The organism is Streptomyces sp. NPDC107550, from assembly GCF_055639095.1.
On the sequence record NZ_JBVKBC010000013.1, the window covers coordinates 18644 to 31663 of the forward strand.

A 13020-nucleotide genomic window follows, 5' to 3' on the forward strand; every position below is an offset into this window, starting at 1 on the left:
GCAGGTCTCGTACGACACGTCTCGTACGGCACGTCCCGTACGGGTACCGCCCTCGCCGCAGGTCCCGTACGGCGCCGCCTGACGGCGGGCCCGTACCGCAAGTCCCGTACCGACTAAGGAAAGCAGCACCATGCGCATCGGCATCGACGTCGGAGGCACCAACACCGACGCCGCCCTGCTCGGGGACGACGACCGGGTGATCTCGGCCGCCAAGTCGCCGACGACGCCGGACATCACCTCCGGCGTGACGGCGGCCGTCCGGGCCCTGAACCCGCCCGTGGACCGGATCACCGCGGTGATGATCGGCACCACGCACTTCCTCAACGCGCTCATCGAGGGCGCCCGGCTCGCCCCGGTCGCGGCGGTCCGCCTCGGGCTTCCGGCGACGGCCGCGCTGCCGCCGATGACGGACTGGCCCGAGCGGCAGCGCGCGGCGGTCGGCGGGCACGGCTATCTGTGCCACGGCGGGCGGGAGTTCGACGGGCGTCCGCTGTCCCCGCTCGACCCGGACGAGCTGCGCCGCACGGCCGCCGACATCGCCGCGAAGGGGCTCACGTCGGTGGCGCTCTCCTCGGTGTTCTCGCCGGTCGCCGAGGAGGACGAGAAGCGGGCCGCCGAGATCCTGCGCGACGAGCTGGGCGACGGCGTGCACATCTCGCTCTCGCACGAGCTGGGCCGGATCGGGCTGCTCGCGCGGGAGAACGCCACGATCATCAACGCGGCGCTGCGGGACCTGGCCACGGTGATCGTGGAGTCGTTCGCCAAGTCGCTGGCGGAGGTGTCGATCACGGCGCCGTTCTTCCTTTCGCAGAACGACGGCACGCTGATGGACGTGGAGTTCGCGCGCGCCTACCCGGTGGCGACGTTCGCGTCCGGGCCGACGAACTCGATGCGGGGCGCGGCGTTCCTGTCGGGGCTCGCGGACTGCGCGGTCGTGGACGTCGGCGGGACCACGGCCGACGTCGGCATCCTCGCGGGCGGCTTCCCGCGCGAGGCGGCCGGCGAGAGCGAGGCGGCGGGCATCCGCACCAACTTCCGTATCCCCGACGTCCTCTCGCTCGGCATCGGCGGCGGCTCGCTGGTCGGCCGCGAGGACGGTGAGACGGGCCCGCGGTCGGTGGGCTACCGGTTGACCGAGGAGGCGCTCGTGTTCGGCGGCTCGACGCTGACGGCGACCGACCTGGCCGTCGCCGCGGGCCGCGCCGACATCGGTGACGCGGCGCGGGTCGCGCACCTGGACCGCGCGTTCGTGGACCGGGCGCTGGCCCGGATCGCGGAGCGGCTCGCGGAGAGCGTGGACCGCATGCGTACGTCGGCGGCGCCGCTGCCCGTCGTCGCGGTGGGCGGCGGCTCGGTCCTCGTACCTCAGGCCCTGCCCGGCTTCGACGACGTGCGCAGGCCCGGCAACTTCGGCGTCGCCAACGCGGTCGGCGCCGCCATCGCGCAGGTCGGCGGCGAGGTCGACCGGGTCTTCCAGGTGCCGGACGGCAAGCGCGAGTCGGTGCTGGCCGCCGCCCGCGAGGAGGCCGTCGGGCGGGCCGAGGACGCGGGCGCGCGGCGCGGCACCGTACGCGTCGTGGACATCGAGGAGGTGCCGCTCGCGTATCTGCCGGGCGGCGCGACCCGTATCCGCGTCAAGGCCGTGGGCGACCTCGACCTGAACCACATCCAGCAGTCCGTGAGCACCGGAGCCGGCACCCATGCGTGAGATCACCCTCGACAACCTGGACGACATCGCCCGCGGCGCCGGCATCCTCGGCACCGGCGGTGGCGGTGACCCGTACATCGGCAAGCTGCTCGCGCGGGAGGCGATCCGGCGCAACGGGCCGGTGCGGGTCGTGGACTTCGACGAGGTCCCGGCGGACGCGACGGTCGTGCCGGTGTCCGGCATGGGCGCCCCGACCGTGCTCCTCGAGCGGGTGCCGAACGGCGGCGAGGAGCTGGCCGCGCTGCGCGCCCTGGAGAAGCACCTGGGCCGTCCCGCCACGCACATCGCGCCCATCGAGGTCGGCGGGGTGAACTCGATGCTGCCCATCGCGTGCGCCGCCGAGGCCGGTCTGCCGATCGTGGACGGCGACGCGATGGGCCGCGCGTTCCCGGAGGCGCAGATGGTGCTGCCGGGCCTGATCGGGGTGAGCAACTCGCCGATGGCGCTCGCCGACGACAAGGGCAACACGGTGATCGTGCAGGCCGTCGACAACCACGCCGCCGAGGTCATCGCCCGCGCGATCTGCGTGGAGCTGGGCTGCCAGATCTCCTGCGCGGACACGGTGCTACGCGGCGACCAGCTCGCCGACGGGCTGGTCCCGGCGACGCTGACGCTGGCGGAGAACCTGGGCGCGGCGGTGCGTGAGGCGCGTGCCGCGCACGAGGACCCGGTGGCCGCCGCCCGCGCGATGCTGTCGGGCGTGCACCTGCTGACCGGCAAGGTCGTCGACGTCAGCCGGCGCACCGAGGGCGGTTTCGCGCGCGGTCTGGCGCTGATCGAGGGCGTCGCCGGCGACGCGGGCAGCACGCTGCGGCTGGACTTCCAGAACGAGCACCTGCTGGCGACGCGGGACGAGCGGACGGTGGCGACGACCCCGGACCTGATCTGCGTCCTGGACAGCGAGACCGGCGACCCGGTGACCACGGAGGGCCTGCGGTACGGGCTGCGCGTGAGCGTGCTCGCGGCCCCCTGCGACCCGCGCTGGACGTCGCCGGGCGGGCTCGCGCTGGCCGGTCCGCGCTACTTCGGCTACGACGTGGACTACCTGCCGTTCGGCTCCTGAGCCCCCCCGGCCGGGCTCTGACCGGCCGTTCCTCTGACCGGCCGTCGGCGGGTCGTGTCGCCGTCCGGCGCGCGGCCCGCCGACGCGTCTCAGGCGCGCGGCCCGCCGAGGCGTCCCTCCAGCTCGGACAGGAGGGTGCCGAGCAGCGCACTCAGTTCGGCGTCCTTGCCGCCGTCGAGTCCGGCGAGGACGGTCGTCTCGTACGCGAGCTGCCGGGGCAGGATCGCGTCGACCAGGGCGCGGCCCTCGTCGGTGAGGCTGAGGTGGGCGACGCGCCGGTCGCGGGTGTCGCCGCGCCGGGCGACGAGGCCCCGCCCCTCCAGCTGCTTGAGGCGCTTGGTGACGGCGGCGCCCGAGGAGAACGTCTCGCGGGCGAGGTCGCCGGGCGTCAGTTCGCGGCCGGTGCGGCGCAGGGTGCCGAGCAGGTCGAACTCGGGGCGGGTCAGGCCCGCGTGCCGCAGCGGGGCGTCCTCGGCCTGCTGGAGCAGCGCGGCGCAGCGGTTGATCCGGCCGATGATCTCCATGGGCCCGGTGTCGATGTCGGGCCGCACCTCGTGCCATTGCCGTACGACCTCGGACACCGTGTCGAGCCGGGGCGCCGTCGCGTCTCGCTGCGTGCTCATGCCTGCCTTGCCGGTCCTCTCTGACCGTGGTGCGTCATGCGCGGGCCGCTCCGGGCGCGCCCGCCGTCTCTCCAGTGTCGGTCACGCTCCGGCCGGTGTGGTCGGTGGCCCCGGCGGCCTGTCGGCGGACCGTGTGGGCGAGCGTACGGTGACCTGCTTGTTCGGCGGCGACGACGCGGTCCTCGGGCAGCGCGCGCTGCCACCATTCGCCGGCGGCGGTGTCGGCGGCGGCGCGCAGTTCGACGAGGGCGGCGGCCAGGGCGCGCCGGGCCCGCTCCAGTGCGGCGGGTCCTGGCTCGGGGCGGGCCAGGGTCTGTTCGGCGGCGGTACGGGCCGCGTCCACGTGGTCGAGGGCGCGTTCGATGTGGTCGGCGGCGCGCCGGTTGGTGACGGCCATCGCGGCGACGACGCCGATGAGGGCGCCGACGAGGGTGTCGACGACGCGCTCGGTGATCAGCTCGCCGGGCTCCTGGAAGCGGGCGAACTCCGTGACGAGCAGGGCCATCGGCGTCACGCACAGGCTGCCGAGCCAGTAGTTGCGGGTGATGAGGGCCTCGGCGCCGAAGCTGAAGGCGAGGCAGCACACGATCAGGGCGGCCTGGTTGAGATGGGCCAGGGGCACGACGGCCGCGAAGACGAGGACGCCGCCGAGGTTGCCGACGACGCGCTGGATGCCGCGGTTCCAGGTCAGCGTCACGTTGGCCTGGTAGAGGGAGGCGGCGGTGACGAGGGCCCAGTAGGGGCGGCCGATGCCGAGGGCGAGCGAGACGTACCCGGCGAGGGCGCAGCCGACGGCGGTGCGCAGGGCGATCGGGAGCAGCGGGGAGCCGGGGCCGAGGCGCCGCCACAGGGAGGGCGTGCCGTCGGCGAGTTCGGCCTCGATGCCGAGGAGTTCGTCGTCCATGCCGGCGATGCGGCCCGGGCGCGGTACGGCGCCGGTGCCGCGCAGTCCGGCGGCCCAGTCGCGGAGCTGGGCGGGGTCGGTGTCGGCGGGGGCGGCGAGGGCGACTTCGGCGCGGACGACGAGCCGTTCGAGTGCGCGGCGGGCGGGGGTCCTGGCGCCGGTGGCGAGCAGCGACTGCCAGGCGGCGTGGACGGCGGCGGCCGCCGCGCCCCGGGCGGGGGCGTGGTCGGGGCGCTCGGCGTAGGCCGCCGCCGCGTTCAGGGCGCGGGCGGTGGCGCGGCGCTCGGGGCCGTGGGGGCGGACGAGGGCGGGGGCCATGCCGACGAGCCAGGCGATGACTCCGGCGCCCGCGGTCAGCGCGAGATGGCCGGGGACCTGCGCGAGGTGCTGCGGCGCGAACAGGGACGCCGAGCTGATGAACGTGAAGATGAGGTGCCCGGGCGGGCCGATGCGGGTGGCGTCGCACAGCGTCTTCTGCGCGGCGGCGAGCAGCGCGCCCACGGCGACGAGGATCGCGGCCTCGGAGGTCAGGGAGGCGGCGACGAGGGCGACGGCGATGCTGGCGAGCATGCCGAGGACGACTCCGGCGAGGGCTCGGGCACGGGCGGCGTAGGGCAGGTTGTGCGTGTACAGGGCGCAGAAGCTGCCCGCCATCGTGTACATGACGAGGTCGAGCCGGCCGAGGGCGAGCAGGGTCAGGTTCGGTATCGCGGCGGAGACGACGACGCTGGTCGCGGGCTTGAACCAGATGTCGGACGGCTTGTTCGGGCGCAGCACTCCGGCGAGCGGGAGCCGGGGGACGGACGGGAGGCGGGGGGAGGGTGGAGTACTGCTCATACAAAAAGCTTAACAGGTGTTTTACTCGTAAAACACCGAGGTCGTGCGGCGCGCGATTGTGGGCGTGCGGCCGGCTTCCGCGCGCCGGGCCGCGTGCGGCTTCGCGCGCCGGGCGCGGGCCGCGCGACCGCGCGTGCTCCCCTGCGCCGCCTTACGCACCCACACCGGCGGGCATCCCTCCACAGCCAGCTCCATGACCACGAGGGGGAACCGGCGTGCACGGACCGGTGTCGGCCGCCTGGCTGCTCGTCGCGCTCTGCGCGGCGACCGGCGCGTACTGCCTGCTGCGGATGCGCAGCGACGTCGAGGAGCAGCGCCGTACCGCCGGCGGCGAGGCGTTGATGGGGTTCGGGATGGCGCTGATGGCGCTCCCGGCCGCCGCGCTGACCGCGCCGCGCTGGATGTGGGTGGCGTACGCGGCAGTGTTCGGCGCGGCGGCGGTGCGGGCGTTGTGGGCGGTCCGGCGCTCCGCCCATCATCTGCACCATCTGCTGGGCGCGTTCGCCATGGCGTACATGGCGGTGGCGATGGCGGCGCGGCCGGCCGCGCACGCCCATCACGGGGGCGCGGGCAGCCCGGTCCTGACGGGCGCGCTCCTCGGCTACTTCATGCTCTACGTGCTCTGGTCGGGCGCCCGCCTCGTGCCGTCCGGGCCCGGGCAGGTCGCGGGCGGCGTGGCGGGCGGCTGGAGTTGGGGCGACCGGCCCGAACTGGCGCAGGCGTGCCGCCTGTCCATGGGCATCGGCATGGTCGCCATGCTCCTGACGATGTGACGGTCACCCGGGCTCCGGCGCCCGGCTGTGACGGTCGCCCGGCTTCGGCGCCCGATTCCGACGGCGGCCAGGGCGCCCTCTTTGCCCCGCGGCGCACCTACGGAATCCGTGGCGTGCGTCACTTGAAGGTGCGGCCCATACCCCTGGAGACCAGGCGGCTCATAGGGTGACGGCCATGACGGTCCCCGTGGCACTGCTGCTGCTCGGCACCCTTCTCGCTGTCGCCGGCCCGCGCCTCATCGCGCGCGCCGACTGGCCCGAGCGGGAGCCGGTGGTCGCGCTCTGGGCGTGGCAGTGCGTGGTCGCGGGGGTGCTGCTGTGCTGCCTGCTGTCGATGACGCTGAGCGCGGCGGCGGCCTGGCAGGCGGTACGCGGCCATCTGTTCGCGCCCGCGCCGCACGCCGTGGTCGACGCGTACGCGCTGCGGGCGACCGGGCCGTGGGCCGCGACGGTCGCGGTGGCGCTCGCGCTCGGCGGGGTGTGGACGGCGGCGATGCTGGTCCGCGAGGTGCGCGCGGCGCGTGCCCGGCGCGCGGGGCGCAGGTCCGAACTGCTGGTGCGGGCGCCCCTGTTGCCCGGCGAGGAGCCCGGGTCCGACCGGCTCGTCGTCCTGGAGGGCGAGCGGCCCGACGCGTGGTGGCTGCCGGGGCCCGCACCCCAACTGGTCATCACGACGGCCGCGTTGCGCCGCTTGAAGGGGCGCCAGCTGGACGCGGTGCTCGCGCACGAGATGGGGCACGCGCAGTGGCGGCACGACTGGCTGCTGCACTGCTCGGGGGCGCTCGCCTCGGGTTTCCCGCAGGTGCCGGTGTTCGCCGCGTTCCGTGACCAGATGCACCGGCTGGTCGAGCTGGCGGCGGACGACGTCGCCTCCCGCCGCTTCGGGCGCCTGACCATCGCGCTGGCGCTCGTCGAACTCAACGAGGACCGTGGGGTGTTCGGCCCCTGCCCTACGCCCGAGGCGCATGTCCCGCAGCGCGTGGACCGGCTGCTCGCGCCGCCGTCCCGTCTCTCCCCCGGGCACCGGCTGCGGCTGACGGCGGCGGCCGCGCTGGTACCGCTCGTGCCGGTCCTGGTGGCGTTCGTCCCGAGCCTGCGCGCCCTCGGCTGACATGGGCGTCCGTAGCGCCTGAGGGCGCGGCGGTCGTAGCGCCTGCGGGCGGGCGGTCGTAGCGCCTGAGGGCAGGGCGGTCGGCGGGCGTGGCGTGGCCGGTTCGCCCGGGGCGGCGCCGATGCGCGAGGATCGTGGCATGGTCCAGGCACGGCTCGACTCCCCGCCCCGCCGCTCGCGCGCCCTGCTCCCCGTGGCGCTCGCGGTGCCCAGCCTCCTGTTGCTCGTCCTCGTCGCGGTGCGCTGGTCGCCGCTGATGGACGTGGACGGGGACATCGCGCGCGCCCTGCACCGCAGAGCCGTCGCCGAGCCGGGCGTCACGCATGCCGTGCGGGTCCTGACGGACTGGGTGTGGGACCCGTGGACGATGCGCGCCCTGTGCGTCGTGCTCGTCGTCGTCATGGTCACGCGGCTCCGTGAGCGGGTGCTCGCGGTGTGGGTCGCGGGGACGTGTGTGCTGGGCGCGCTGGTGCAGCAGGCCGTCAAGGCGGCCGTGGACCGGCCGCGTCCGGTGTGGCGGGATCCGGTCGACTCGGCGCACTTCGCCGCGTTCCCCTCGGGGCACGCGATGACGGCGGCCGTGGTGTGCGGGCTCGTCCTGTGGGTGCTGCGCCGCCGTGGGGTGCGTCCCGCCGTGTGGCGTACGGCGGTGGTCCTCGCGGCCGTGTCGGTGCTCGGCGTGGGGCTGACGCGGGTGTGGCTCGGCGTGCACTGGGCGTCGGACGTGGTGGCGGGCTGGCTGTTCGGCGCGCTGCTCGTGGCTCTCTCCGTCGCGGGGTACGCGGCCTGGACGGCCCGCGTCGAGCGTCCCGCGCCGGCCGGTCCGACGCCCTGACTTACCGTCGGCCGGCCTTCTGGAGCAGCGGAAGCCCGCGCCGATCATCCCGTGGACGGCCCCGGGTCAGCCGCGTTCGGGTGCTCCGCAGGGGCCCGCGTGGTCGCAGTACGGCTGGTTGCCGCTGACGCCGCAGCCGCACAGCGTGGCCCGGGTCTCCACGGCCCGCGTCCCGTCCGGCAGGGCGATGCGCAGATCGCCGCGGAGCACGATCCGTCCGTCGTCGGCGCGGTCCACGGTGGTCTCGGCGGGCGGCAGTTCGACGGTGCCGTCGACGAGCGTGTAGCGCAGGGCGCCCGAGGGGCAGCGGCGCACGACTTCGGCGACCTCGTCACCGGGTGCCGCGTCGGGGTCGATCCAGGGGCGGCGCCCGGTGTCGAACACCTGCGGCAGTCCGCGTACGCACTCGGCGGCGTGCAGACAGCGCTGCCCGTCGAAGCTGACGGTGATGACGTTGCCCCGGTACTCCTTGCGGGTCACGACTCGTAGCCCTCGACCTGGGCGGCGGGCCGCACCCTGGCCTCGTCGGGGTTCTCGCTGAACTCGGACTTGGCCCGGCGCTGGCGCAGCAGGTCCCAGCACTGGTCGAGGGCGCGTTCCACGGCGGCGAGCCGTTCGCGTTCCGTCGCCGTGTCGATGGTCCCGGCGGCCAGGGAGGCCCGCAACTGCTTCTCGTCGTCGACCATGGCGCTGATCCGGTCGAGGATCTCGTGCTGATCCATGTCACCCGCCTCCTCAGGACGTGGCCCCCACGCCACTCTAGGAAGTCCCGGGCGCGCCCGCGCGCCGACGCGGCCCAGGCAGGCTCCCCGCCGCCCCGCTCTCCGCCTGCTGGACATGCGGTCCCATCATCCGAGACGGGAGTCGCACACGCTTGATCACCGTTCACGGCGCGTGCTCTGCTGTCGGGAACCTGACACGAGCCGGTCTCCCTCGCCCCACGAGGAACACCCCGAGGAACATCGTGAGGAGTCGGTGATGACGACGAGGAACAGCTGCACGGCGGGCGGCGGCGCCCCGGGCGGCGCGCCCCGGCCCCGGGTGGTCCTGGTCTGCCAGCGCACCACGCTCCCCTGGATCTTCGAGGGCGCCGAACGCGCGGGCGTCGACCTCGTGCTGGTCCCGCGTGCCGACGAGAGCGTCGCCGATGACCGGCTGCCGCCCGCCGTGGTGGAGGTGCTGCGCCTGGACGTGGGCGGCGACCCGGACGGCGCGCTCGACGCGCTGCGCCGCCGGCACGAACAGCGCCCGTTCCAGGGCGTCGTCACGCTCTACGATCCGGCGGTGCCGTTCGTCGCGCGGGCCGCCGAACTGCTGGGCCTGCCCGGCATCGGCGGTGACGTGGCGCGGGGCGCGCAGGACAAGCGCGTCATGCGGGAGCGGCTGGCGCGAGCGGGCCTCAACACCCCTGGTTTCGTACGGATCGACGACCCGGCGGACTGGGAGGACGCGGCGCGGCTCACCTTCCCGGTGGTGGTGAAACCGGCGCGGGGGTTCTCCAGTCTCGGCGTCACCCAGGCCGACTCGCCGCAGCGCCTGCGGGACGTGGTCGCGGAGGTCTGGCGGACGTGCGCGGCCAAGCTCGGGCACGTGGACGGGCTCGTCGTCGAGGAGTTCCTGGACGGCCCCGAGTTCGCGGTCGAGTCGCTGGCCCAGGGCGGTGACGTACGGGTTTTGGCCATCGGCTACAAGGGCGAGCCGCGCGGCCCGTACTTCGAGGAGGGCGTCTACCGCTCCCCCGCGGTGCTGCCCGACGACGTGCGGGAGGAGATCCGGCGGGAGGTCGTGGCCGCGCACGCGGCGCTCGGCATCACGGACGGCCCCACGCACACCGAACTCCGCCTGCGCGGCGGCTCCACCCCGTATCTGCTGGAGATGGGCGCCCGGATCGGCGGCTCGGGCGCGTCGCACTATGTGGCGGAGGGCGTGAGCGGCGTCGATCTCGCGGCGCGGACGCTGCGGATCGCCGCGGGCGTCCCGGACGAGTCTCTGGGCGGCGGCCCGCTGCCCCCGCCGATCGGCGCGGCGGCCAACTACATCGTGCCGTGCGGCGGTTCGGGCCGGATCACCGCGATCCACGGCCTTACGGAACTGCGCGATGACCCCCGCGTCGACCATGTCGTGCAGATGCTGTTCCCCGGTGATGTGGTGCGCCCCTACCCGGACTTCACGGGCTACCCGGCGTTCGTCCTGTCCCGGCACGCGAACCCCGCCGAGGCGGAGGAGTTCCACCGCCACCTGGAGAAGACCGTCCGCATCGACTACGCCGACTGACGGCCCGGAGTCTGCCGGTCGCCGCTCACCAGTCCCGGGTGGCGATCAGCTCCTCCACGTCCGCGTCCGTGAACCCGTAGGCCGACGCGACGAACCAGAAGTCCTCGGCGATCACCTCGCGCGCGACCGTCTCCATCTCACTGCCGGCCTCCTCGAACTCCGCTTCCAGGCTGTTGAACTCCTCGGTCGCGGCCTGGGTGAGCGCGTACAGGGCGTCCAGATCCGCGGGCTGCTCGGCCTCGATCCGCGCGCACAGCCGCGACAGGATCTCCGCGCCCCGGTCGACCACGCGATCGGGGAAGTACGAGTCCGCGTACATCTGCCGCAGGAACACGTGTCCTGCTGCCTGCTGGTTCGTGAGGGGCATGGCGCTTCCCGTTCCGTAGGAGAACTGACGCACCGATCATGCACGCCGCCACTGACAATGCCGCCCGAGCCCGCGGCGGACCGCCATGCGCGGGCGTCGACGGCCACGCGCGTCAGAACAGGGAAAGGCCGGATTCGGACGATCCCCCGCGTCGTCCGAATCCGGCCTGCCCATCCCGCCGCACCGCCCTGCGGGGCCGGTGGCCGGGACGCCCTGAGTATAGTTGGCTGTCAGCCAGTCAACGCAGGAGTCAAGGATGTCCCCCCGCAGCGCTTCGGTCAATGAGGAGTTGCGGCGGCGTTCGCGCGAGCGGCTTCTGCGGGCGACCCTGGAGCTGGTCGGGGAGCGCGGGTACGACGCGACGACGCTCGGTGACATAGCGGACCGGGCCGGTTCGGCGCGGGGGCTGGTCTCGTACTACTTCCCGGGCAAGCGCCAGTTGCTCCAGTCCGCGGTGCACCGTCTGATGCACCGCACGCTCCAGGAGGCGCTGGAGCGGGAGCCGCTGCCCGCGCCCGACGACGGGGACGAACTGCTGGCCCGTGCCATCGACGCGGTGCTCGGCCTCGCGCGCGACGAGCCGGTGCTGATGCGTACGCACATGGCGGGCATCCTGCAGGCCGAGGGCTTCGTGCAGTGCCCGGAGCAGCAGCGGCTCGCGGCGCTTTTGCGGGAGACGGTCGTCCGGCACGGCACGCTCGACGTGGACCGGGACTATCCGCTGCTGCGGGCCCTTCTGATGGGCGCGGTGTTCGCGCTGCTGCTGCCCGGCGCGGCGATGCCGCCGGCGACGCTGCGCGCCGAACTGTTCGGCCGCTATGGGCTCGCCTGGGAGCTGGGCTGCCCGCCGGACGCCGGCGAACCGGTGTCCGGCGGGGGCCCCGCGCTCGGCCGGGCGGCCGATTTCTCACGCTACTTCGATCCGTCCGGCGCGCTGCCGGACGAGGGCGCTCAGTCGAAGTAGTCCGGCTGCGTCTGGACGTTCAGCTCGTCCAGAGCGATCCGCTTGGCCGGGTCGGTGCGCTTGTCGCTGAGCTTCAGTACGTCGAAGCCCTTGGCGATGTCGTTGGAGTAGATGTAGCCGTTGTAGTAGTACGCGGACCAGGAGCCGCCGACGGTGACCGCGTCGGTGCTGAGCGGGCCGCGCTCGAAGTACGCGATCTCCTTGGGCGCGGTGGAGTCGGTGAAGTCCCAGACGGAGACGCCGCCCTGGTACCACGCCTGGACCATGATGTCCTTGCCCTTGACCGGGATCAGCGAGCCGTTGTGCGCGACGCAGTTCTCGGTGTCGGCCTGGTGGCGCGGGATCTTGAAGTAGTTGCGGAAGACGAGCTTGCGCTTGTCGCCCTTGCCGACGATGTCGTAGATGCCGTCGGCGCCGCGCTTCGGGCCGATGGCCGCGTTGCAGGTGGCCGCGCCGCCGCCGCCCAGCTCGTCGGTGAAGACGACCTTGTCGGCCTTCTGGTTGAAGGTCGCCGAGTGCCAGAACGCGAAGTTGACGTTGTCCTGGACCTGGTCGATGACCTTGGGGTGTTCGGGGTCCTTGATGGAGAACAGGATGCCGTCGCCCATGCAGGCGCCCGCCGCGAGGTCCTTGGAGGGCAGCACGGTGAGGTCGTGGCAGCCGGTGGTCTTGGAGACGCCCGGGTTGGTGGGCGCGCCCGGGTTGCCGCCGCCGTCGGGCCCGTCACCGGGGAAGAGGACGGGGAAGCCGACCACCGCGGCCTTCTGGGGCGCCTTGCGCGGCACCTTGATGACGGAGATCCCGTCGTGCGGCGGCTGGCAGTCGGGGAAGGACGCGCTGGGCGAGTACGAGGAGACGTACACGTACACGTTCTTCTTCTGCGGCACCAGCGTGTGGGTGTGCGAACCGCACGCGGTCTCGACGGCGGCGACGTACTTCGGGTTCTTCTTGTCGCTGATGTCGAAGACCTTCATGCCCTCCCACGACGACTTCTCGGTCGCGGGCTGGGTGGTGGAGCTGCACGAGTCGTCGCTGCGGGAGCTGTCCGTGGACAGGAACAGCAGGTTCCCGGAGACGGAGACGTCGTTCTGGGATCCGGGACACAGCACCTGCGCGACGGTCTTCGGCGCCTTCGGGTCGCGGATGTCGTAGATGCGGAAGCCGTCGTAGTTCCCGGCGAAGGCGTAGTGGCCCTGGAACGCGAGGTCCGTGTTGAAGCCGGGCAGCGCGTCCTTGGGGATGTTGGTGAGGTGTTCGATGTTGGCGGAGTGGACGACCTCGTCCTTGCCCGGTATCTCGCCCTCGGCTATCGCCTCACGCGCCTGGGCCTGCGCGCTCTTGGAGACGCCGCGCGGAGCGCTCGGGCTGTCGCCCGGGTCGGGGGTCGCGGACACGGGCCCGGCCGCGAGGAGCGCGGCGAGCAGGCCCGCGGCGGCCGTAGCAACTCCCAGGCGTCTGCGGCGGGTTCGGGTGGAGCCCTGCAACAGGGTCACTGTGGTCTCCCTGACTGACGGCGGAGCGCCGACGACACCGGTCGGTGTCGTCGATGCCTGAACGGTTC

Annotated in this window: 13 protein-coding genes; 7 read left to right on the forward strand and 6 right to left on the reverse strand. The window is 73.7% G+C overall.

What is annotated here, in order from left to right; translation table 11 throughout:
* The first annotated feature begins 130 nt into the window (after positions 1-130).
* The gene (locus tag ACZ7LY_RS18940) at positions 131-1708 is read left to right on the forward strand and encodes a hydantoinase/oxoprolinase N-terminal domain-containing protein (protein ID WP_471625764.1); all 1578 of its coding nucleotides are present in this window, start codon (positions 131-133) and stop codon (positions 1706-1708) included.
* Positions 1701-2771: a DUF917 domain-containing protein gene (locus tag ACZ7LY_RS18945; RefSeq protein ID WP_471625765.1), complete on the forward strand. Its 1071-nt coding sequence runs from the start codon at positions 1701-1703 to the stop codon at positions 2769-2771. Before ACZ7LY_RS18940 ends, ACZ7LY_RS18945 begins: the two co-directional genes overlap by 8 nt.
* Before the next feature lie 89 nt (positions 2772-2860).
* On the opposite strand, the gene ACZ7LY_RS18950 is transcribed toward ACZ7LY_RS18945, so the two are convergent.
* A complete protein-coding gene (locus tag ACZ7LY_RS18950) occupies positions 2861-3394 on the reverse strand; it encodes a MarR family winged helix-turn-helix transcriptional regulator (protein WP_471625766.1) in 534 nt (177 codons plus the stop codon).
* Positions 3395-3428: 34 nt separating this feature from the next.
* Positions 3429-5135, reverse strand: a complete 1707-nt coding sequence (locus ACZ7LY_RS18955; protein WP_471625767.1) for an FUSC family protein — start codon at positions 5133-5135, stop codon at positions 3429-3431.
* 215 nt (positions 5136-5350) lie between these two features.
* Between ACZ7LY_RS18955 and ACZ7LY_RS18960 the strand changes: the two genes are divergently transcribed.
* The 3 genes from ACZ7LY_RS18960 to ACZ7LY_RS18970 all read left to right on the forward strand — a co-directional run bounded on the left by ACZ7LY_RS18960 (position 5351) and on the right by ACZ7LY_RS18970 (position 7854).
* Positions 5351-5908 (forward strand): DUF5134 domain-containing protein, encoded by a 558-nt coding sequence (locus ACZ7LY_RS18960; RefSeq protein WP_471625768.1) that lies wholly within the window; start codon positions 5351-5353, stop codon positions 5906-5908.
* 175 nt (positions 5909-6083) lie between these two features.
* Positions 6084-7019, forward strand: a complete 936-nt coding sequence (locus ACZ7LY_RS18965) for a M56 family metallopeptidase (RefSeq protein WP_471625769.1) — start codon at positions 6084-6086, stop codon at positions 7017-7019.
* A gap of 139 nt (positions 7020-7158) precedes the next feature.
* Positions 7159-7854 (forward strand): phosphatase PAP2 family protein, encoded by a 696-nt coding sequence (locus tag ACZ7LY_RS18970; RefSeq protein WP_471625770.1) that lies wholly within the window; start codon positions 7159-7161, stop codon positions 7852-7854.
* Between the two features lie 66 nt (positions 7855-7920).
* Here the strand turns inward: ACZ7LY_RS18970 and ACZ7LY_RS18975 are convergent, their stop codons facing one another.
* Positions 7921-8334, reverse strand: coding sequence for a (4Fe-4S)-binding protein (locus tag ACZ7LY_RS18975; protein ID WP_471625771.1), 414 nt, complete (start codon positions 8332-8334; stop codon positions 7921-7923).
* Entirely contained in the window at positions 8331-8576 is a 246-nt protein-coding gene (locus ACZ7LY_RS18980; protein ID WP_471625772.1) for a DUF2630 family protein, read from the reverse strand. Before ACZ7LY_RS18980 ends, ACZ7LY_RS18975 begins: the two co-directional genes overlap by 4 nt.
* A gap of 256 nt (positions 8577-8832) precedes the next feature.
* Here ACZ7LY_RS18980 and ACZ7LY_RS18985 point away from each other — a divergent pair, with 256 nt between their 5' ends.
* On the forward strand, positions 8833-10128 hold the full coding sequence (locus ACZ7LY_RS18985; protein ID WP_471625773.1) for an ATP-grasp domain-containing protein: 1296 nt from the start codon (positions 8833-8835) through the stop codon (positions 10126-10128).
* 25 nt (positions 10129-10153) lie between these two features.
* Here the strand turns inward: ACZ7LY_RS18985 and ACZ7LY_RS18990 are convergent, their stop codons facing one another.
* Positions 10154-10495 (reverse strand): DUF5713 family protein, encoded by a 342-nt coding sequence (locus ACZ7LY_RS18990; protein WP_471625774.1) that lies wholly within the window; start codon positions 10493-10495, stop codon positions 10154-10156.
* Between the two features lie 256 nt (positions 10496-10751).
* Between ACZ7LY_RS18990 and ACZ7LY_RS18995 the strand changes: the two genes are divergently transcribed.
* Positions 10752-11459, forward strand: a complete 708-nt coding sequence (locus tag ACZ7LY_RS18995) for a TetR/AcrR family transcriptional regulator (protein ID WP_471625775.1) — start codon at positions 10752-10754, stop codon at positions 11457-11459.
* On the opposite strand, the gene ACZ7LY_RS19000 is transcribed toward ACZ7LY_RS18995, so the two are convergent.
* Complete coding sequence (locus ACZ7LY_RS19000; RefSeq protein ID WP_471625776.1) at positions 11447-12952, reverse strand: LVIVD repeat-containing protein; 1506 nt, start codon at positions 12950-12952, stop codon at positions 11447-11449. The two genes, ACZ7LY_RS18995 and ACZ7LY_RS19000, sit on opposite strands and share 13 nt — an antisense overlap.
* Between the last annotated feature and the right edge of the window lie 68 nt (positions 12953-13020).